Source organism: Chitinibacter bivalviorum (assembly GCF_013403565.1).
Lineage (GTDB): Bacteria > Pseudomonadota > Gammaproteobacteria > Burkholderiales > Chitinibacteraceae > Chitinibacter > Chitinibacter bivalviorum.
This window is the reverse complement of sequence record NZ_CP058627.1, coordinates 1,743,069-1,764,326: the sequence shown is the minus strand read 5'-3', so window position 1 is coordinate 1,764,326 and position 21,258 is coordinate 1,743,069. Positions and strand designations below refer to the sequence as shown.

At 50.5% G+C, this 21,258-nt stretch carries 12 protein-coding genes, 2 tRNA genes and 3 rRNA genes; 12 read left to right on the top strand and 5 right to left on the bottom strand.

The features are described 5' to 3' along the window. The first annotated feature begins 15 nt into the window (after positions 1-15). The 10 genes from HQ393_RS08270 to HQ393_RS08225 all read left to right on the top strand — a co-directional run bounded on the left by HQ393_RS08270 (position 16) and on the right by HQ393_RS08225 (position 12,042). On the top strand, positions 16-240 hold the full coding sequence (locus HQ393_RS08270; protein ID WP_246307986.1) for an oxidoreductase-like domain-containing protein: 225 nt from the start codon (positions 16-18) through the stop codon (positions 238-240). A gap of 23 nt (positions 241-263) precedes the next feature. Next, positions 264-1,694, top strand: coding sequence for a D-alanyl-D-alanine carboxypeptidase/D-alanyl-D-alanine endopeptidase (dacB, locus tag HQ393_RS08265; RefSeq protein WP_179358317.1), 1,431 nt, complete (start codon positions 264-266; stop codon positions 1,692-1,694). A gap of 165 nt (positions 1,695-1,859) precedes the next feature. Next, a complete protein-coding gene (gene guaA, locus HQ393_RS08260; RefSeq protein WP_179358316.1) occupies positions 1,860-3,434 on the top strand; it encodes a glutamine-hydrolyzing GMP synthase in 1,575 nt (524 codons plus the stop codon). Positions 3,435-3,565: 131 nt separating this feature from the next. After that, positions 3,566-5,053: a carboxypeptidase M32 gene (locus tag HQ393_RS08255; RefSeq protein ID WP_179358315.1), complete on the top strand. Its 1,488-nt coding sequence runs from the start codon at positions 3,566-3,568 to the stop codon at positions 5,051-5,053. Between the two features lie 615 nt (positions 5,054-5,668). After that, positions 5,669-7,202: ribosomal RNA gene (locus HQ393_RS08250) — 16S ribosomal RNA — on the top strand. A gap of 194 nt (positions 7,203-7,396) precedes the next feature. Beyond that, positions 7,397-7,473 (top strand) — tRNA-Ile (locus HQ393_RS08245). A gap of 39 nt (positions 7,474-7,512) precedes the next feature. Next, a tRNA-Ala gene (locus tag HQ393_RS08240) sits at positions 7,513-7,588 on the top strand. 353 nt (positions 7,589-7,941) lie between these two features. Then, positions 7,942-10,828: ribosomal RNA gene (locus HQ393_RS08235) — 23S ribosomal RNA — on the top strand. Between the two features lie 127 nt (positions 10,829-10,955). Then, positions 10,956-11,069 (top strand): 5S ribosomal RNA (rrf, locus tag HQ393_RS08230). The 16S, 23S and 5S rRNA genes sit together here with 2 tRNA genes alongside, the layout of an rRNA operon. A gap of 385 nt (positions 11,070-11,454) precedes the next feature. Next, a complete protein-coding gene (locus HQ393_RS08225; protein ID WP_179358314.1) occupies positions 11,455-12,042 on the top strand; it encodes a hypothetical protein in 588 nt (195 codons plus the stop codon). Positions 12,043-12,141: 99 nt separating this feature from the next. Here HQ393_RS08225 and istB read toward each other — a convergent pair whose 3' ends face one another. From istB to glmS, 3 genes are all read right to left on the bottom strand, one after another. After that, on the bottom strand, positions 12,142-12,939 hold the full coding sequence (istB, locus tag HQ393_RS08220) for an IS21-like element helper ATPase IstB (protein WP_281361488.1): 798 nt from the start codon (positions 12,937-12,939) through the stop codon (positions 12,142-12,144). After that, complete coding sequence (gene istA / locus HQ393_RS08215) at positions 12,936-14,432, bottom strand: IS21 family transposase (protein ID WP_179354847.1); 1,497 nt, start codon at positions 14,430-14,432, stop codon at positions 12,936-12,938. The genes istB and istA overlap by 4 nt, the downstream gene beginning before the upstream one ends. Positions 14,433-14,898: 466 nt before the next feature. After that, positions 14,899-16,734, bottom strand: coding sequence for a glutamine--fructose-6-phosphate transaminase (isomerizing) (glmS, locus tag HQ393_RS08210; protein WP_179358313.1), 1,836 nt, complete (start codon positions 16,732-16,734; stop codon positions 14,899-14,901). A 181-nt stretch (positions 16,735-16,915) separates the two neighbouring features. On the opposite strand from glmS, the gene HQ393_RS08205 reads away from it, so the two are divergent. Both HQ393_RS08205 and HQ393_RS08200 read left to right on the top strand, forming a co-directional pair. Next, the gene (locus tag HQ393_RS08205) at positions 16,916-17,215 is read left to right on the top strand and encodes a hypothetical protein (RefSeq protein ID WP_179358312.1); all 300 of its coding nucleotides are present in this window, start codon (positions 16,916-16,918) and stop codon (positions 17,213-17,215) included. A gap of 117 nt (positions 17,216-17,332) precedes the next feature. Beyond that, positions 17,333-18,439 carry an AI-2E family transporter gene (locus tag HQ393_RS08200; RefSeq protein WP_179358311.1) on the top strand — a complete coding sequence of 369 codons (1,107 nt, stop codon included), beginning with the start codon at positions 17,333-17,335 and terminating at the stop codon, positions 18,437-18,439. A 210-nt stretch (positions 18,440-18,649) separates the two neighbouring features. On the opposite strand, the gene HQ393_RS08195 is transcribed toward HQ393_RS08200, so the two are convergent. Both HQ393_RS08195 and HQ393_RS08190 read right to left on the bottom strand, forming a co-directional pair. Next, entirely contained in the window at positions 18,650-20,269 is a 1,620-nt protein-coding gene (locus HQ393_RS08195; protein WP_179358310.1) for a methyl-accepting chemotaxis protein, read from the bottom strand. Positions 20,270-20,343: 74 nt separating this feature from the next. Continuing rightward, positions 20,344-21,183 carry a PhzF family phenazine biosynthesis protein gene (locus HQ393_RS08190; protein ID WP_179358309.1) on the bottom strand — a complete coding sequence of 280 codons (840 nt, stop codon included), beginning with the start codon at positions 21,181-21,183 and terminating at the stop codon, positions 20,344-20,346. Positions 21,184-21,258 lie beyond the last annotated feature (75 nt).

The window sequence follows — 21,258 nt, the reverse complement described above, 5'->3', positions numbered from 1 at the left end:
TGAGATGGATTTAAGATGGATTTAGAAAAGATGTCACACGCCGAAGATTTGCCCGATTTATCCACGCCGGCCGATGATCCCGAGCCACAAGCGCCGATTGAGCCGCCACTGGAAGCTTGCTGCACGAGCGGTTGCGTGCCCTGTATTTTTGACGTGTACGCCGAAGATTTAAATGCTTATCGTGTCGCACATATGGCGTGGAAAGCGCGCCAAGCGGCCAACAATACCCCGCAGTCTTAACCCGATCAGTGATGAAGACCAATATGAATCGCAAATTTTCCCCGCTGCGCGCCTTATTGGCGAGTGCTGTTTTCGCGCTACACGCGATCCCCTTGGCGCAGGCAGAGTTGCCTGAGTCGGTTAAGCAAAGCCTGAAGTCACTGGGTTTGCCCAGCGAAGCCTTGAGTGTGGCGATTGTGCCGCTCGATGGCGCTGGCACGGCGCAATTTCATTTGGCCGATCAGCCGCGCAATCCGGCTTCGACGATGAAACTGGTCACCACGTGGGCGGGGCTCAATTTATTAGGCCCCGCTTGGCAATGGCAAACTGATTTACTCGCCGACGCGCCGCCAGTGAAAGGCGTGCTCAATGGGCCAATTTATTTGCGCGGTAGTGGTGACCCGAAAATCACGCTGGAGCGGATGTGGCTGTGGGTGCGCGATCTGAAAGCCGCGGGTGTAGAGGAGATTCGCGGCCCGCTGGTGCTGGATGGTAGCTATTTCCAGCGCAGCACGACTTTGGGTGAATATGACGATGACGGCGAAACCGAGCGCGCGTTTATGGTTGAGCCTGATGCGCTCATGACTAATTTTCGCACGCAACGCATTAGCTTTGATTCCACCGGTGAGCGCGTGATCTTGACCGCCGAGCCGCCGCTCAATCAGGTTCGCGTGAGTAATCAGCTGGCGCTGGGTGAGGGCAATTGCGCTACTTGGGCCAAACGCGTGCAACAGCGCCCTGGGCAAGTCAATGGCGTGGAATATATTTTGCAGTATGTCGGTGAAATGCCCGCAGGATGCAAGGCCGAGCGTTATGTGCCCGTGCTCAATGCCCGCAATTACACCGCCGCGCTGTTTTGGTATATGTGGTACCAGATCGGCGGTAAAGGCTCGGGTCAAACGCAAGACGGTGTAACGCCGGCAAAAGCGCTGACCTTGGCGTCATCGCGCTCGACCGATATGGTGAGCAATATTCGCGATATTAATAAATACAGCAATAATCTGATGGCGCGTCAGCTCTATCTGACCCTTGGTGCGCAGCTTGGGAAAACCGCGCCCAATACCGATGAAAAAGGCGCCGAGGCGATCCGTGCTGGTTTGCAAGCGGCAGGACTCAACTGGCCGGAATTGGTATTGGAAAATGGCGCTGGCTTATCGCGCAAAGAGCAAGTGAGCGCACGCCATTTGGCCGACTTACTCGCTAACGCGTGGCGCGGCCCGTTTGCCGCTGAATATATTAGTTCGCTACCGATTGTTGGGGTGGACGGCACGATGAAAAAACGACTAACAGCCAAAGGCCAAGCAGGTATGGCGCATATCAAAACCGGCACTTTGCGCGATGTGCGTGCCGCGGCGGGTTATGTGAAAGACAGCAAGGGGCGCAATTGGGCGGTGGTGGCGATTTTGAACCATCCTGAAGCGCCAAAAGCGGTTCCTGTGCTCGATGCGGTGATTCGCAGTGTTTTAGAAAAATAGCAATTTAATGGGTATTGCCAGCAAATCCTTTTATTGATTGATCTGTATGGCAATACCCAGTAAGTTGTTTTGCAGCTTCTGCCGCTAGTAGCAAGCTACTCGCCTCGAATTCGATAGCACGGTAAAATGTCGCGTTTTACCGCCAACCCACTGGATTAATACGGTATGGATAAGATTCTGATTCTTGATTTCGGCTCGCAAGTGACGCAGCTGATCGCCCGCCGCGTTCGTGAAGCGCATGTTTACTGTGAACTGCACTCGTTCGACGTGTCGCTCGACTTCATCAAAGAATTTAACCCCAAGGGCATTATCTTGTCCGGCGGCCCAAACTCGGTGTACGAGTCTGATTACCAAGCTGACCCAGCCTTGTTTGAGCTGGGCATTCCCGTCATGGGGATTTGCTACGGCATGCAATGGATGGCGCAAAGCTTGGGCGGCAAAGTTGAAGCCGGCAAAGTGCGCGAATTTGGCTTCGCCGAAATCGAAGTCAACAACACCAATCCATTGTTTAAAGGTTTGGCTGACCGCATTCATGGCGACAAAGTATGCCTTGAAGTGTGGATGAGCCACGGTGACAAAGTCACTGCGATGCCCGCAGGCTTTGAAGTCATCGCCAGCAACGCGTCTTGCCCGATCGCGGCGATGGCCGATACCACGCGTAATTTCTACGCCGTGCAATATCACCCAGAAGTAACGCACACGATCAAAGGCCGCGAAATGATTAATCATTTCGTGCTCGATATTTGCGGCGCGACCCCAAGCTGGACGATGCCGAACTACATCGACCAAGCCGTGGCTAAAATCCGCGAGCAAGTTGGTAGTGATGAAGTGATTCTGGGTTTATCGGGTGGTGTCGATTCATCTGTTGCTGCCGCGCTGATTCACCGCGCGATTGGCGATCAATTGACTTGTGTGTTTGTTGATAATGGCTTGCTGCGTCTGAATGAAGGCAAGCAAGTGATGGAAACCTTCGCCGAGCATTTGGGCGTACGCGTGATTCACGTTGATGCCACCGAGCAGTTCATGGGCCACTTGTCCGGCGTGACTGATCCAGAAGCAAAACGCAAAATCATCGGCCGCGAATTCGTTGAAGTATTCCAAGCCGAATCAGCCAAGCTGCCACAAGCCAAATGGTTGGCACAAGGCACGATTTATCCCGATGTGATTGAGTCTGCTGGCGCCAAAACCGGCAAAGCGCACGCGATCAAGAGCCACCACAATGTGGGCGGCTTGCCAGAAACGATGAAGTTGAGCCTGCTTGAGCCACTGCGCGAGTTGTTCAAAGACGAAGTGCGCGAATTGGGCGTGGCATTGGGTCTGGCACCGCAACTGGTTTATCGTCATCCATTCCCAGGCCCAGGCCTTGGCGTGCGTATTCTCGGCGAAGTGAAAAAAGACTACGCTGACTTGCTGCGTTTGGCGGATGCGATCTTTATCGAAGAGCTGCGCGCAGCCGTGGATGAGAAGAGCGGTAAAACTTGGTACGAGCTGACTAGCCAGGCGTTTGTCGTGTTCTTGCCAGTTAAATCAGTCGGCGTGATGGGCGATGGCCGGACTTATGACTATGTAGTAGCACTGCGCGCCGTTGTAACTAGCGACTTTATGACCGCTAAATGGGCCGAGTTGCCATACGATCTGCTTGGTAAAGTGTCTAACCGCATCATCAATGAAGTACGCGGCATCAACCGCGTGGTTTACGATGTGTCAGGCAAACCACCTGCAACGATCGAGTGGGAATAATCCTGCCTTCATTTGAGATTAAAAAGCCCTGTGCATGCAGGGCTTTTTTTATGTCGTGGATAAACACCATTGCATTTACTGCCTAGGCTGGCATTATCGTGCTATCGCTAATGAATATATAGAGTGTTGTGATGAGTCAGACTGCCTATCAAACGGTGTTAGCCATTTTTACCCGCATTTATCGCTATGAGCATTTGCTGGCGCTAGCGGGCTGGGATCAGGCCGCGATGATGCCTGCAGGTGGCAATGATGCGCGCGGTGCGGCAATGGCTGAGTTGGGTGTATTGGTTCACAACACCTTGACTGATCCCCTGTTGGCCGTGGCGATGACAGCCGCAGCGGGTGAGTACTTAACGGATGCTGAGCAGGTCAGCTTGCGCGAGATGAAGCGCCAGTGGGAGCTCGCCAATTTACTACCCGCAAGTTTGGTGGAGGCAAAAACATTGGCTGGATCGCATTGCTCGCACCAATGGCGTACGCAACGCGCGAATAATGATTGGGATGGTTTTCTAGCCAATTTCCGCGAAGTAGTGCGTTTGTCGCGTGAAGAAGCGCAATTGCTGAGCGAGCAAACAGGCTTGTCTCCCTATGAAGCGCTGATGAACAAATATGAGCCCGGCATGACGTGTGCCGAGTTGGATCGGATTTTTGGTGACGTGAAGCAGTGGCTCCCAGGCCTAATTCAGCAGGCGATGGCCAAGCAGGCGCAGGAAACCCTCATTCCCGCACAAGGCCCATTTGCGATCGCCGCCCAGCGAGAGTTAGGGCTGGAAGTGATGAAGTTACTGGGTTTTGATTTTGATGGTGGCCGACTGGATGTGTCGCATCACCCGTTTTGCGGTGGCGTGCCCGAAGATGTTCGCATCACGACACGCTATACCGAAGATGACTTTACGCAAAGCATGATGGGTATCGTGCATGAAACGGGGCATGCGCGCTATGAGCAAAATTTGCCGCGCGACACGGTGCATTTGCCCGTAGGTCGGGCGCGTTCAATGGCGATTCATGAAAGCCAAAGTCTGTCGTTTGAAATGCAATTGGGTCGCAGCCCAGCTTTTTTGGCGCTGATTCAGCCTTTGGTGCAACAGTACTTTGGCGCGCAAGCAGCGTTCAGTGCTGATAATTTGGCCAAAATTTACACCCGTGTGAAACCCGACTATATCCGCGTTGATGCTGACGAGCTGACCTATCCGGCGCATGTCATTTTGCGCTATGAAATCGAGCGGGCACTCATTAATGGCGAGATCGAGGCCGATGATATTCCTGCACTTTGGGATGAAAAAATGCAGGCGTATTTAGGCGTTGATACCAAAGATAATTTCAAAAATGGTTGCATGCAGGATATTCATTGGACTGACGGTAGTTTTGGCTATTTTCCCAGTTACACACTCGGTGCAATGTACGCGGCACAATATTTTGCGATGATCCGCAAGCTGCATCCAGACTTGGATCAGCAAATCGCAGCGGGGAATTTGGCGCCGATTTTCGATTGGCTGAAAGCAAATATTTGGACGCAGGCCAGCCGCTGGGACACTGGCGAACTCATAGTACGAGCGACGGGCGAGGCGCTTAACCCAGTTTATTTTAAGCAGCATTTGGAGCAGCGTTATCTTGCTTAGCAATGCAAGAGATCGCTCATCAATGGTGGCAATTTAAATTGGTGCACTGGTCGTGCCGCAATGCTAAATGGGAGCTTGTATGCGCTGATTCCCACGATTAAACGGTGATGCCAAATTGCGTTCTCATATATAAACACAGCCTGCGTTAGCGGGCTGTGTGCTTTTCGGGGTGTTGATTTCGCTGTTTTCATGCCTTTCGTGCGTTTTCTACCGCTCCTTTGCTTCTATTTCTCGATTTCTAACCGAATCCGCTGGTGCTGCAGACGCGGTTCTTGCGTTTGCGGCAAAAATGTTTCAATCTGGGTTGCTAATCAGATCAACCACTTAGCGCCTTTGTTGGGTTTTATTCGTCGATAGGTGTTGACGGGTTTCGAGGCGGTGGGTATAGTTCGGCCTCTCTGCTGATGACGCAGCGAAACGAAGTGATGTTTCTGCAGTCTCAGATCGATCTTTAACAATATACAGCCGATGAGTGTGAGTGCTTGATTCGTAAGTCGAAACAAGTGCTTGCACTCAATTGAAAAAGTAATATTTGTAGTCTGAACTTCGGTTCAAACTCGGATGTTCTTTTGAGTATTGAAGTACAAGCCAAGTAGTAAAAATAGCATAGCGATTAAACGAAAGAGTTTGATCCTGGCTCAGATTGAACGCTGGCGGCATGCTTTACACATGCAAGTCGAACGGCAGCACGGACTTCGGTCTGGTGGCGAGTGGCGAACGGGTGAGTAATACATCGGAACGTACCCAGTAATGGGGGATAACTATCCGAAAGGATAGCTAATACCGCATACGCCCTACGGGGGAAAGAGGGGGATCGCAAGACCTCTTGTTATTGGAGCGGCCGATGGCTGATTAGCTAGTTGGTGAGGTAAAGGCTCACCAAGGCGACGATCAGTAGCGGGTCTTAGAGGACGATCCGCCACACTGGAACTGAGACACGGTCCAGACTCCTACGGGAGGCAGCAGTGGGGAATCTTGGACAATGGGCGCAAGCCTGATCCAGCAATGCCGCGTGCGTGAAGAAGGCCTTCGGGTTGTAAAGCGCTTTTGTCTGGGAGCAAATCCTTGTGGCTAATACCCACCGGGGATGAGAGTACCAGAAGAATAAGGACCGGCTAACTACGTGCCAGCAGCCGCGGTAATACGTAGGGTCCAAGCGTTAATCGGAATTACTGGGCGTAAAGCGTGCGCAGGTGGTTTGTTAAGCACGATGTGAAATCCCCGAGCTCAACTTGGGAATTGCATTGTGAACTGGCTAACTAGAGTACGGCAGAGGGGGGTGGAATTCCACGTGTAGCAGTGAAATGCGTAGAGATGTGGAGGAACACCGATGGCGAAGGCAACCCCCTGGGCTGATACTGACACTCATGCACGAAAGCGTGGGGAGCAAACAGGATTAGATACCCTGGTAGTCCACGCCCTAAACGATGTCAACTAGTTGTTGGGCTTTTCGGAGCTTAGTAACGCAGCTAACGCGTGAAGTTGACCGCCTGGGGAGTACGGTCGCAAGACTAAAACTCAAAGGAATTGACGGGGGCCCGCACAAGCGGTGGATGATGTGGATTAATTCGATGCAACGCGAAAAACCTTACCTGGTCTTGACATGTACGGAATCCTTGAGAGATCGAGGAGTGCCTTCGGGAGCCGTAACACAGGTGCTGCATGGCTGTCGTCAGCTCGTGTCGTGAGATGTTGGGTTAAGTCCCGCAACGAGCGCAACCCTTGCCATTAGTTGCTACCATTTAGTTGAGCACTTTAATGGGACTGCCGGTGACAAACCGGAGGAAGGTGGGGATGACGTCAAGTCCTCATGGCCCTTATGACCAGGGCTTCACACGTCATACAATGGTCGGTACAGAGGGTCGCTAACCCGCGAGGGGGTGCCAATCTCACAAAACCGATCGTAGTCCGGATTGCACTCTGCAACTCGAGTGCATGAAGTCGGAATCGCTAGTAATCGCGGATCAGCATGTCGCGGTGAATACGTTCCCGGGCCTTGTACACACCGCCCGTCACACCATGGGAGTGGGTTTCACCAGAAGTAGGTAGGCTAACCTTAGGGGGGCCGCTTACCACGGTGGGATTCATGACTGGGGTGAAGTCGTAACAAGGTAGCCGTAGGGGAACCTGCGGCTGGATCACCTCCTTTCAAGAGAAAGACCTGCGGGTCAAGTACTCACACTCATCGGCTGTAGAATTTGAAGATACAGAGAAAGTAACTGCGAGATGAAGCAATTGATCTCAGGGTTACGGACTTGGTTGGAAGCTGGGTCAGTCGCTCTGGCGGCGTAGATTATCTAAGGTAATCTCGAAGTTAGGGTTGATCTAGTGAAGACAAAAGCTGGGTCAGTAGCTCAGTCGGTTAGAGCACCGTCTTGATAAGGCGGGGGTCGCTGGTTCGATTCCAGCTTGACCCACCACTTACCTAGTAAGTGGAAACAGCTTAGTAATGCCAGATTGGGGGATTAGCTCAGTTGGGAGAGCACCTGCTTTGCAAGCAGGGGGTCGTCGGTTCGATCCCGTCATCCTCCACCACACCTTGCGGCGAGCACTGTGCAAACAGTGGTGCAGCAAAAAAGTCACTGTCAAGAATTTAGAATTCAGTCAATAGACGGATCAGTAGTTGGGATTCGGGTTGTTGATTTTGTTCTGGTTTCTTAAATCGGAATGTCGAAAGACATCTGTATCGTTCTTTAACAAAATAGAAGAAGTAATATCTCCTAATTAAACAATGTGAAAACAGGGTGACTTGTTTTTACAGTAATAAATTGGGTTGATTGTATCTGCTGATGTAAAAGTCAGCCGTTGAATAGCGTGAGAAACTATTCAACAAGTCGTAAATACGAAACTCTGACCAAGAGTACGGTAAAACGTGTTTGAGGTTATAGGATCAAGCGAATAAGTGCATCTGGTGGATGCCTTGGCGATGATAGGCGACGAAGGACGTGATAGCCTGCGATAAGCGTGGGGGAGCTGGCAAAGTGCTTTGATCCCACGATTTCCGAATGGGGAAACCCGGCCCTTTTGGGTCATCCTTGACTGAATACATAGGTCATGTGAAGCGAACGCGGTGAACTGAAACATCTAAGTAACCGCAGGAAAAGAAATCAACCGAGATTCCCAAAGTAGTGGCGAGCGAAATGGGAAGAGCCTGTACGTGATAGCAGTCGTGTTAATAGAACGGAATGGAAAGTCCGGCCATAGTGGGTGATAGCCCCGTATATGAAAACACAATTGTGGTACTAAGCGTACGACAAGTAGGGCGGGACACGAGAAATCCTGTTTGAAGATGGGGGGACCATCCTCCAAGGCTAAATACTCATCATCGACCGATAGTGAACCAGTACCGTGAGGGAAAGGCGAAAAGAACCCCGGGAGGGGAGTGAAATAGAACCTGAAACCGGATGCATACAAACAGTGGGAGCGGACTTGTTCCGTGACTGCGTACCTTTTGTATAATGGGTCAGCGACTTACGTTCAGTAGCAAGCTTAACCAAATAGGGGAGGCGTAGGGAAACCGAGTCCGAATAGGGCGCATAGTTGCTGGGCGTAGACCCGAAACCAAGTGATCTATCCATGGCCAGGATGAAGGTGCGGTAACACGCACTGGAGGTCCGAACCCACTAACGTTGCAAAGTTAGGGGATGAGCTGTGGATAGGGGTGAAAGGCTAAACAAACTTGGAAATAGCTGGTTCTCCTCGAAAACTATTTAGGTAGTGCCTCATGTATCACTGACGGGGGTAAAGCACTGTTATGGCTAGGGGGTCATCGCGACTTACCAAACCATGGCAAACTCTGAATACCGTCAAGTGCGAGCATGGGAGACAGTCCTGGGGTGCTAACGTCCTGGGACAAGAGGGAAACAACCCAGACCGCCGTCTAAGGTCCCAAATGATCAATTAAGTGGAAAACGAGGTGGGAAGGCATAGACAGCCAGGATGTTGGCTTAGAAGCAGCCATCATTTAAAGAAAGCGTAATAGCTCACTGGTCGAGTCGTCCTGCGCGGAAGATGTAACGGGGCTCAAATTGATAACCGAAGACGCGGATATGTACGATGTACATATGGTAGAGGAGCGTTCTGTAAGCCTGTGAAGGTGTCTTGAGAAGGATGCTGGAGGTATCAGAAGTGCGAATGCTGACATGAGTAGCGATAAAGGGGGTGAAAAGCCCCCTCACCGAAAACCCAAGGTTTCCTGCGCAACGTTCATCGGCGCAGGGTGAGTCGGCCCCTAAGGCGAGGCAGAAATGCGTAGTCGATGGGAAACAGGTTAATATTCCTGTACTTGGTATAAGTGCGATGTGGGGACGGAGAAGGTTACCTCAGCCAACGGTTGGAAGAGTTGGTTTAAGCGTGTAGGTGTGTGGCTTAGGCAAATCCGGGCTGCTTTAACACTGAGGCGTGATGACGAGTCTACTTGTAGACGAAGTGAGCGATACCCTGCTTCCAAGAAAAGCCACTAAGCTTCAGCTTATATTGAACCGTACCGCAAACCGACACAGGTGGGTAGGAAGAGTATTCTAAGGTGCTTGAGAGAACTCGGGAGAAGGAACTCGGCAAATTGACACCGTAACTTCGGGAGAAGGTGTGCCTCTAGTAGGTGAAGGTGTACAACCGGAGCCCAATGAGGCCGCAGAGAAATGAGGGCTGCGACTGTTTATCAAAAACACAGCACTGTGCTAACACGAAAGTGGATGTATACGGTGTGACGCCTGCCCGGTGCTGGAAGATTAAATGATGGGGTGCAAGCTCTTGATTGAAGTCCCAGTAAACGGCGGCCGTAACTATAACGGTCCTAAGGTAGCGAAATTCCTTGTCGGGTAAGTTCCGACCCGCACGAATGGCGTAACGATGGCCCTACTGTCTCCTCCCGAGACTCAGCGAAGTTGAAGTGTTTGTGAAGATGCAATCTCCCCGCTGCTAGACGGAAAGACCCCGTGAACCTTTACTGTAGCTTTGCATTGGACTTTGAAGTGGTTTGTGTAGGATAGGTGGGAGGCTTTGAAGCTGGAACGCTAGTTTCAGTGGAGCCGTCCTTGAAATACCACCCTGACCCCTTTGAGGTTCTAACCTTGGTCCGTTATCCGGATCGGGGACCGTGCATGGTAGGCAGTTTGACTGGGGCGGTCTCCTCCCAAATTGTAACGGAGGAGCTCGAAGGTCGCCTAGGTACGGTCGGACATCGTACTGATAGTGTAATGGCAAAAGGCGGCTTAACTGCGAGACCGACAAGTCGAGCAGGTGCGAAAGCAGGACATAGTGATCCGGTGGTTCTGAATGGAAGGGCCATCGCTCAACGGATAAAAGGTACTCCGGGGATAACAGGCTGATTCCGCCCAAGAGTTCACATCGACGGCGGAGTTTGGCACCTCGATGTCGGCTCATCACATCCTGGGGCTGTAGCCGGTCCCAAGGGTATGGCTGTTCGCCATTTAAAGTGGTACGTGAGCTGGGTTCAAAACGTCGTGAGACAGTTTGGTCCCTATCTGCAGTGGGCGTTGGAAGTTTGAGGGGGGCTGCTCCTAGTACGAGAGGACCGGAGTGGACTGACCTCTGGTGTACCGGTTGTCACGCCAGTGGCATTGCCGGGTAGCTAAGTCGGGAATAGATAAGCGCTGAAAGCATCTAAGCGCGAAACTAGCCTCAAGATGAGACTTCCCTAGGTCTTTAAGACCTCTAAAGGATCGTTCGAGACCAGGACGTTGATAGGTCGGGTGTGGAAGCGCAGTAATGCGTTAAGCTAACCGATACTAATTGCCCGTGAGGCTTGATCCTATAACCTGAGACGCGTTAAGCGACTGATGGTATAATCGACCCAATGATTAAGAGTAAAAATTACTTCTTCTATTGATTTCGAGTGATTGCAAACCCAATGGGGTAAGCAGTTATTCACCCAGTTTTGTCTGGTGACCATAGCGAGGTGGTCCCACTCCTTCCCATCCCGAACAGGACAGTGAAACGCCTCAGCGCCGATGATAGTGCGGATAGCCCGTGTGAAAGTAGGTCATTGCCAGACTCCCCTAAAGAAAGCCCAGCTCAAACGAGCTGGGCTTTTTGCTTTGCGCTTTGCGTGCAGGAAATGCAGTAAATTGGGGTATATTCTTTAATGCACTGTAGTTATTGAATCCAATGAAGGTACTGTGGTGGTGTATGTGTTTGGGTGTATGTGTTTGTAAAAAAGCCCAGTGTGCTGACTGTGTTCGCGCCGATTGAAATCTGACCCACCGGAGCTGCGGATAAAATCTTGGACTACCAGGAGGTAGTTCATGTATTCGTACGAGGATAGATTGCGTGCCGTTCAGCTATACATTCAACTTGGAAAACGCGTCGGGCCAACTTTACGCCAGCTGGGTTATCCAACCAAGAATGCCTTGAAAGGCTGGTATCGGGAATACGAACAAATGCTCGACTTGCCAGCGGGCTATGCATGCAGGAAACCAAGATACTCGCAAACGCAGAAAAAGGTCGCTGTTGAGCATTACCGCATGCATGGTCAATGCATTGCGAGCACCATTCACGCACTGGGCTATCCCTGTCGTAGCGTATTAAGCGATTGGATTGGCGAAGTATTTCCTGAGTCCAGAAAAAGGATTCTTGGCGGCTTTAAACAAATCAGTTACTCCGATTCAATGAAGCAAGCTGGGGTTATGGCACTTTGCGCTCGAAATGGGAGTGCTCAGGCGATTGCTGAGAAATTAGGGGTCTGCAGAGTGACGCTGTACAACTGGAAAAACCAGTTACTCGGTCATGAGACCCCTGCATCCATGAAACTCAGCGACAATTCTTCGCCAGATCAAGTAAAGCTCCAGCTCGAAACACTACAAAGCGACCTGCGACAGTTTCAACTCGAACGAGATATTTTGAAAACTGCCAATGAAATTCTGGAAAAAGGCTTGGGCGTTGATCCGCAGAAGCTGAGTAACCGAGAAAAAACACTGTTGGTTGAAGCCCATAAAGAACGATACCTGTTGAGGCGCACTGAATATTGACCAGCTGTGCGCGTTGAATTTTGACCAGGCATTTTTGCCGTACACCCTCGTGTACGACCCTCTTTAGCCTATCGGCTTTTGCTGCTTTTTACTACTTCTTCAGAACAACTCCCCACGTTCGGGCAACTGTTCTTTTTGTCTTTCTCGCTCTTGAATCTTCAATTTTGCATTCGCACTGCTTTGCTTAAATCGCCACGATTCATTCCCCGTTTCAATAATGTGGCAATGATGGGTCAGTCGATCGAGTAAAGCCGTGGTGAGTTTGGCGTCGCCAAAGACCGTGGGCCATTCTGCAAAGGTCAGATTCGTCGTGATAATCACACTGGTGCGCTCGTACAGCTTACTCAGCAAATGAAACAGCAATGCGCCACCCGCTTGTGAGAATGGCAAATAGCCCAGCTCATCCAGAATGACCACATCCATATGCATTAAGCTATAGGCCAACTTGCCTTTGCTTTTCTCTTGCTCTAATCGGCTGACCAATTCCAACGTGGAATAGAAACGAACCCGCAAACTATGTTGCTGGATGCCATGAACACCCAGCGCAGTGGCGAGGTGGGTTTTACCGGTTCCTGTACCACCAATCAGGACGATATTGTGTGCCGCCTGAACGTATTCACCCTGTGCCAACACACGAATCAAACGTTCATCGACTTTCGACTGGCTAAAATCAAAGCCCGCGAGATCCCGATGATGCGGGAAACGAGCCGAATGCATCTGATAGCTGATGGAGCGTACGTGTCGGTCGGCATGTTCCGCATCGATCAGTTGCGTGAGGTTGGCATCGAGGATGTCCATCGTGCCACTGCTGCTGGCTTGCTGCAGCTCAGCGTAAGTGGCGGCCATACCATGCAGCTTGAGCCGCTTCAGTTCGGCTTGAATATCCAACTTCATCATGACACCCCCAACCCTTGATGCAATTGATCGTAGCGCTGGCTATCTGCCAGTGGTGGCTCATTCAGCGCCAATGCCACTTCAAGGGCATCTGGCCGAGGTGCTTCATGCAGTCTGGCCAGCACATTCAGGACATGCTCAGCACTGACTTTGCCCGTTTCAAGCATCAACGCGACGGCGACCTGAACGGTTTCTAAGCCGTATTTGGGTACACAACCCAAGACCTTGGCCATGATGCGATCTCCGCCTTTATGGCGCAATAAGCGCTGTTGTAGTTGCCGCAAATCTGCGGGCATTTCATTGAACGGAGCTCCGTTGCGCAACGCGCCAGGCTTTTGCTCGAGCAAAGGAAGATAGTGTTGCCAGTGATAAAACGTCTGACTGCGCTCAAAGCTGCGTACATGCTCTGCGATCACTTGCTGGTCGGCATAGATAACCAGACGGCTGGGATATAGCCGCACACTCACCATTTGATTGGCCCAATGACACGGTACTGAATAGCGATTGCGCTGGAAGGTAATCAGACACGTACTTGATACCCGCGCCAAGACTTCGGTGTAACCATCAAATGCACCTGGAAATGGCATCATGTGAAGCTGCTCATCTTGGCGTAATTCGGCTAATGTGAGCTCAGGATACTCTGGGTGACGCAATTGCTGCCAAGCCAACTGACATTGTTGCTCAAGCCAAGCATTGAGCTCGTCAAAGCTCGCGAATTTGAGCGCCAATGCGGCTTGCCAGATGTGTCGGCGCCGGTCTTGTACATTCTTCTCGACAATACCTTTCTCCCAGCCGGAGGCGACATTGCAAAACTCAGTATCAAACAGATAATGGGCAGTCATCGCATGAAAGCGGGCGTTGATGATGCGTTCCTTGCCGGGCAGCACCTTGTCGACTGCCGTCTTCATGTTGTCGTAAATCCCTCGCAGCGGCACGCCCCCTAACATCTGAAAGGCGCGAGTATGCGCATCAAACAGCATTTCATGGCTTTGGCTAGGATACGCCATCAATGCAAAAGCGCGACTCGCGCACAGCTTCATGTGGGCCAGCAAGACTTTGCGATGAATACCACCAATGAATGCATGCTCTTCGCTCCAATCGAACTGAAATGCCTCGCCCAAGGCAAAGCGCAGTGGCACAAATGCAGACTTCAAGTGATGCCCCATCGTTTGCGTGCGCCAGTGACGAATAAACGCAGTGACTCGGGAGTAATCGCCGCCAAAGCCCGCAGTCACTAGCTCCTGGAACAATACCTTGGCAGTACGCCGGTCTCGTTTGGGGCGATGTAGATCGGTTTGTAATGCTTTAACGAGTTGAGGAATAAAGGGAGACAGCTTGGTTTGGCTAGACTTGCGTCGATAGCGCGGCTCGGTAGCTGAGTCGGTACGTAGCCATTTCTTGATGGTATTGCGCGTTAAGCTGGTGCGCCGTGCAATCTCGCTGATCGAGAGTTGGTCGCGAAAATACATGCGGCGAACTTTAGCAAATGTGGCCATGGTAATCACCTCAAAATCCTTGCTCGATGAATGAGCTTGGAGATTAGTTACCCTGGTCAAAATTCACTGCGCAAAACCGCAGTTTGCTGGTCAATATTCAGTGCGCCTCAACACCGCAAGCTCTAGGTCTGATAGTAGGTGATGCACACGACCTGTTTTTTGGGAAAAAACCCGGTGCGATCTACCCTGTGATGGGACATCTTGAACAAATAGCCAAGGCTTATAGTTTTGACAAAATCCTTGGCCTCGTCCGTCTTTAATCCTGCGAGCTATCTGAAGCTCTGTTAGTGCTTGTTGAGATTTCGACATGAAAAAGTCCAGTACGCTTTTCATTAGCATAGCTGGACTCTCTGAATTTACAACTATTTTGTGTATTTTAGATCTTTGTTGTCATAATTTAGAATTATTTTGTGTATTTTAGAACTATTTTGTTCTCCCACAATAGTCGGAATAATTACCATACCAACTATTCAACCGTGACCGATTTGGCTAGATTGCGGGGTTTGTCCACATCGGTGCCTTTGCGGTGGGCGGTGTGATAGGCCAAGAGTTGGAGCGGAATAGTAAATACAATCGGTGCCAGCGGACCCGTGTTGAGGGGTAAGAAGATGGCTGATTTTACATAGGGTAATGCCGCTTCGCACCCCGGTTCTGCGATCAGATAAATCTGTCCACCACGCGCCTCAACTTCACGTAGATTTGACATGAGTTTTTCAAATAAAGCGTCGTTGGCAGCGCAGACGATGACGGGCATATTTTCATCAACGAGGGCGAGCGGGCCGTGCTTCAATTCGCCTGCGGCATAGCCTTCGGCATGAATGTAGGCAATTTCCTTGAGTTTGAGTGCGCCTTCCAGCGCGATCGGAAATAAGGTGTTGCGGCCTAGGTAGAGCGTATGTGCGTGGTGGCTCAGTGCTTGCGCCCAGCCTTCAATTTCACTTTCTTGACTGAGTGCTGCGCTAATCATGGCGGGCAGCCGCGGTAGCCAGTTGGCCAATTCAGCAAGCTTTTCGTCGCTTAAACTGGATCGTGCTTGGGCAAGGCAGCCGGCAAATACATACAGTGCGGCAAGTTGGGTGGTGAAGGCTTTGGTTGAGGCTACGCCAATCTCTATGCCTGCTTGGGTCAAAATGCTCAGATCTGCTTCGCGGGTTAAGGTGGAGTGGGCGACGTTGCAAAGGGCAAGAATTTTAACTTCGCCGCGTTCTTTGGCGTTTCGGATCGCGGCCAGAAGATCGGCGGTTTCGCCTGATTGCGAGATGGCGATGATCAAAGTGCCACGTTGCTCTAGGCCGTTGCTATACCGGTATTCGCTTGCAATATCCACACTGACTGGCATACCGGTATATGCCTCTATCCAGTATCTGGCGACTAGCCCTGCGTGGTAGCTGGTGCCGCAGGCGATGATTCGGATTGCGGTGGCTTGCTGTAAAATTTGCTGGGCTTGTTCACCAAATTGATCGGGGTTAAAACCTTGGCTTAGCGCTTGATTGATTGTGTTGGCAATTGCAGTGGGCTGCTCGAAAATTTCTTTCTGCATGTAATGCCGATACGGGCCAAGCTCGGCCGAATCGGCACAGACATCGAGCATGCGTGGTTGGCGAATCACGGCAAGGCCGGTGTTATCCCAAATCTGTATTTTTTGATAATCCAGGAGCGCAATATCACCTTCTTCGAGGTAGATCATTTTTTGCGTCAATGGGAGCAGTGCCGCGATATCCGAGGCAAAAAAGAACTCTTGAAACCCCAAGCCAATGACCAGCGGGCTGCCTTGTCGGGCACAAATTACTTGAGTTGGATTTTGTAGGCTTAATACACCAATGGCAAAAGCACCATGCAATTGCCGAATGCTGGCCTGAACTGCGGCGAGAAAAGTTGGGGTCTGTGTTTGCTGATATGCAATCAGGTGCGCAATGACTTCGGTGTCTGTTTCGGACGTGAATGTATAGCCTAATGCAATGAGTTCATTTTTGATGTCGGCGAAATTCTCGATGATGCCGTTATGCACCACCATGATCTCGTTGCCGCCTAAATGCGGATGGGCATTGGCTTCATTGGGCGCACCATGCGTTGCCCAGCGAGTATGGGCTATTCCAATTTGTCCTGTGGAATTGGTGGTCTTGGCGTTCAGATCGGCGACTCGCCCAGCCACGCGAACACGTTCAAATTCGGGGCTGTTAGCTTGATTGAGCACCAAGGCAATGCCGCTAGAATCATAGCCCCGATACTCAAGGCGAGATAAGCCCTCGATGAGCATGGGTACAACATTGCGGGTTGATACTGCGCCAACGATTCCACACATAAGTCCTGTCCTTGAATGATGCAATGCAGCATGCACTGTAGGGCAAACGAGGGGACATGTCGCTAAACAAAACACCTTATATGGGGGCTAATATGGCTTTACCGTTAGACGGATGGTTGTGCCAAATCAGGCTTTGCTCACTACATTGAACTATAAGGTTTCTGCGGCTTGGAGCTAGGTTATGGCCATACAATTATTAAGTTTGGGTGTGATTGGGGTTCGATTATTGGATCGTATTTTGACGTCCAATGCGACCTATCCAGAAGAGCTGGCAGATCAGATTGTCGATGAAATTAATTTGTATCTCAGCCGCGCCCCTGAGGCAGAAAAACCCATGTTGTTTAATTTATCTTGCGAAGTGCACGAGGCACTTTCTGATCGCTTTGGCCGGGTGGATTCTCCGCAAGTGCGTCTGGATATATCGCAAATGATGGGGCTTTTGGTGTATCGGGCCAAAATGAGCGCAGGGCAAGGCCGCTGACTTCTGCTGATTGATTTCTAATGTGGCTTAATTACTTTGCAAGCTCGGTTTGTCACCTTGCATTCCTTTTTTTCCGCTATTCTCTGCCTACCTAATTCTCTAGCTGTAATCATCCCAATGAAACTGAAAACTTCCGATTTGATCGAGCCTCTGGTGGCGCTGGGGGCTATCTTTTTACTGTGTTTAACAGTTTTTTCTATCATGAAGCCCTTTTTGGCCGCCAGTTTATGGGCCGCTATATTGGTGCTGAGTACTTGGAAACCCTATTTGTATTTGGTTGAAAAGTTAAACGGCCGCCGAGCTTTGGCGGCAATTTTAATGTTGCTCACCTTGTGCTTATTTATTTTGCTGCCTGTGATTATTGCAGCGAGCGATTTTGCAAATGTGGGTGTCAACTTTATTAACCAAGTGCGTTCTAGCTTTGATGCTGGATGGCCTGCGCTGCCAGATTGGTTAACGGGCCTGCCTTTGGTTGGTGAAAAGGTCAATGAGTTCTGGGTCGGTTTGGGGGCACATGATGCAAAAACCATGGCGATGATCCGTGGCTTTATTGGTCCAGTTACCGAGTGGGTTATCTTTTTGGCGGGGCAAGTCGGCGGTGGCATGGTGATGATGCTGATGAGTCTTTTCATCGCATTTTTCATTTATCAAGATGGTGAACATATTCGCGAGTGGGTACGGGGGCTGATGGAGCGGGTTGCGGGTGAGCGAAGTACCGAACTCTTAGCGGTGTCAGTGAATTCCACCAAAGGCGTAGTCTATGGTTTTTTGGGCACCGCGGTAGCGCAAGCGCTGCTTTCATGGATTGCATATGTCATTGCGGGTGTCCCCAATGCGATGTCCTTGGGTTTTGCCAGCTTCATTATGGCTTTGTTGCCGGGTGGGCCTGTTTTGTTGGGTTTGCCTGCAGCGGCTTGGTTGTATCATCAAGGTGATGTGGGTTGGTCAATCTTTTTGGCGGCGTGGATGTTAATTGTCGTGAGCTCAGCCGATAATGTGATTAAACCCATACTGATTGGTAAAGGTAGCAACCTGCCATTTATTCTGATCTTGTTTGGTGTGTTGGGTGGCGCTCTGGCCTTTGGTATGTTGGGCGTGTTTATTGGCCCAGTGTTATTGACGATTTTCTATGAAATAGCACGCAATTGGGTCTTGCAACCAAGTTCATTGCCACCTGAAGCAGTAGTGGGTAACTCAACCGACGTGTCCAATATCAAAAACTAAGTCAATATTCGGATCACGTTGAAGCTGGATAGGGAAAGCCACGGTAATCTTGCCGTGGCTTTTTTATTTGGCGGGTATATCTCTGAGATTTATTATTAAATATAATCTTGATTGTATACGGTGGGGGAGTATTTAGTCGGGGGAATGTCCCCCGCAATAAAAAAGCCTGCTATAACAGCAGGCTTTTTTCAGAAGAGATGATGCTGCAATTTATAGTTTAAATTTCTGGACCAAGCTGCCTAGCTGGCTGGACACAGATTTAATCGATTGCGCAGCACCCACCGTGCCTTGGGCTGCGGACATCGTGCCGCTGGATGATTGAGCCACTTCGTCCACATCATTGCGAATTTGCATGCTGGCTCCGACTTGCTCGGATAGGGCATTACCAATGGCGCCCACTACAACGGAAGTGGCCTCGGTTTCATGTCTAATCGCTTTAACTGCTTCGCCACCTTCTTTTGCTTGGCGTATCCCTTCTTTCAATTGCACAAACATGTCATCCATGCGGCTTTTGGCGTTCTGACCACTGCCTTGTACTGCAGTGATCGTTTGGCCAATTTCTTGCGTGGCGGCACTGGTACGTTCTGCGAGTTTGCGAACTTCATCGGCAACTACCGCAAAGCCACGGCCCATATCCCCCGCGCGTGCCGCTTCAATGGCGGCGTTAAGCGCGAGCAAATTGGTTTGATCGGCTACATCGCGAATCACCGCAATGACGGCGGAAATACTGGCTACGCGATCAGCAAGATCATCAATACTGCTTTGTGTATCGCCCACGGCCAATTCAATATCGGCAAACCGATTGACTGCGGATGAAATGACATTCAAGCCTTTGGCTGAAATCTGTGTGGCCGATTCGCTTTGCTGGCGCGCGGTCGTTGCTTGTTCGGCTGCTGAGCGAGTTTGTTCAGCAAAATGCTCGGCGGTTTGTGCAATACGCGTGGCGGCGTGACCTTGCGCCTCGATCAGACGGTTGCTGTCTTGCGCACGCGAAACGATGTCATCGCTGGTGTGGTGTAAGGTCGTCACGGCTTGTGAAAGCTGGGTTAAGACGCTGCGCAATGATTCACGCATCCGCAAGACTGATCCATAGATACTCTGAGGTGAAGCGCTAGAAAGCTCACGACTTTCTTGCAAATTACCGTCGGCAACCGCTTGCACTAATTTAAGTACTTCAGCTGGTTCGCCTCCCAAATCTTTGAGGATGCGACGCACGGTGGTGAGCATAAAGAAGGCCACAATGGCTGCCACGGCTAAACAGATCATAACTTCCCAGCGAGCTGCGCTCCAGAAGCGAGCATCCGCTTCGGCTTGGCTCACACCGTTGCCAACAATCCAACCCCAGCGCGGCGTTTTTTGCGCTACTGAAAGCAGTTCCACCACTTTGCCATCGCGCTCGGATGTCCAAGGGTATTCTGTGAGTGCGCCGCCAGATTTTTGCAGAGCCGCAACAGCGAGTGCGCCGACGCTGCCGCCTTTCGAGTCTTTAAATTCATTAAAGCTGGTGCCGTGCAATTGAGGGTCGAGCGGGGTGGCGACAAAATTTAATTTTTCGTCGGTGACATAGACATACTCAGATTTGTGATATTTATTTTCGCGCAAAATCTGGGTGGCAATGGCTTTGGCTTGGTCTTCTGGAATCTTGCCACTGGCGGCCATATTCTCAAGTTGAACAATGGTGAGGTAGGTACTGGTCATCAATTGTTCAATGCGGGCGCGATTGTCTTTGGCGCTCATCTCGCGCATGGTGCCTAAACCCACAAACATGACGGCAATGAGTGCAATTAAGACACCGATAGAGAGTGCCCAAGCTTTTAATTTTAATGACATGTTTATTGCTCCTGCGGCAAACAAGCGAGAGTTCAAGATTGTTATGAAAGGTACTATTTAATATTAGATTTGTCTTATGTTGTGAGTTCTCCCGCCCCTAAAAGCATCACTTTGCCCTTTAGATGTAAATCCAGCTTTGTATCAATTTGTAGATAAATCACGGATAGGCGGCTAATTAATCTTTGTATGGTGTGGCCTTGTTCGATCCTGATATTGAAGGGTAAACGCCCACCTTGTGCCAGATATGCGCTGCCTAAATTTAGTGCCGCGGAGCCCGCGCCAAAATCTTCATAAATTCCAAAATGATCCGCAACAAAGCTACGCAGCGTAATTAAGTCGTTATCGGCGTTCCAAATCACCGCTTGAGGATTTTGTTTGGGGCTTTCTGCATATTCGGCCAGTAACGCTGGATGAGGATGGGCTTGGAGTACTGTTTGGCGAGATTTAACTTGCACCAATAGCTGCTCGACACCGGTGTCGACAAATTGCAGAGGTGAGAGAATTTCACGTGCATCGATACCCAGTGCATGTGCGATTTCGACTTGCCCTCTGGATGCGGGTCGAGTTCGACCTGCCGAGCTTACTAAGGTAATGCCATCGGAATGTTGATTGAGCTGATAGCTACCCGTTGCGCAATGCAACTGAATTTGTGGGCTGATATGGTGCGTAAAACAAACGGCGGCTGCGCCCAAAAGCCCTTTGCCTGAAAAGGGGAGTTCATATTGCGGATGAAAAAAGCGAGTTTTTCCGCTTGATCGCTCTACAAAGGCAGTTTCGCTGCCATTCATCTGGTAAGCCAGCATTTGCATGGTGTGTTCGTCGGGCCATTGCGCCAAATCGAAGACGACTAATGGGTCGCCAGCTTGCGCTTTTTCAGCAAAAACATTGAGCAAATTAAAAGGGTAACGAGCCATGAAATTTTCCGTTGAAAGTTTCTGCTTGAATCAGCGGCAGAGATTGTGAGTTTTTGGTAGAATGCTCAAAATTTT

Bases quoted from the DNA above. Each gene is read 5' to 3' on its own strand.
- HQ393_RS08190 (WP_179358309.1), bottom strand. From the start codon at position 21,183: ATGGCTCGTTACCCTTTTAATTTGCTCAATGTTTTTGCTGAAAAAGCG.
- HQ393_RS08225 (WP_179358314.1), top strand. From the start codon at position 11,455: ATGCTCGACTTGCCAGCGGGCTATGCATGCAGGAAACCAAGATACTCG.
- HQ393_RS08255 (WP_179358315.1), top strand. From the start codon at position 3,566: ATGAGTCAGACTGCCTATCAAACGGTGTTAGCCATTTTTACCCGCATT.
- istA (WP_179354847.1), bottom strand. From the start codon at position 14,432: ATGGCCACATTTGCTAAAGTTCGCCGCATGTATTTTCGCGACCAACTC.
- HQ393_RS08270 (WP_246307986.1), top strand. From the start codon at position 16: ATGGATTTAGAAAAGATGTCACACGCCGAAGATTTGCCCGATTTATCC.
- dacB (WP_179358317.1), top strand. From the start codon at position 264: ATGAATCGCAAATTTTCCCCGCTGCGCGCCTTATTGGCGAGTGCTGTT.
- guaA (WP_179358316.1), top strand. From the start codon at position 1,860: ATGGATAAGATTCTGATTCTTGATTTCGGCTCGCAAGTGACGCAGCTG.
- istB (WP_281361488.1), bottom strand. From the start codon at position 12,939: ATGATGAAGTTGGATATTCAAGCCGAACTGAAGCGGCTCAAGCTGCAT.
- HQ393_RS08200 (WP_179358311.1), top strand. From the start codon at position 17,333: ATGAAACTGAAAACTTCCGATTTGATCGAGCCTCTGGTGGCGCTGGGG.
- glmS (WP_179358313.1), bottom strand. From the start codon at position 16,734: ATGTGTGGAATCGTTGGCGCAGTATCAACCCGCAATGTTGTACCCATG.
- HQ393_RS08195 (WP_179358310.1), bottom strand. From the start codon at position 20,269: ATGTCATTAAAATTAAAAGCTTGGGCACTCTCTATCGGTGTCTTAATT.
- HQ393_RS08205 (WP_179358312.1), top strand. From the start codon at position 16,916: ATGGCCATACAATTATTAAGTTTGGGTGTGATTGGGGTTCGATTATTG.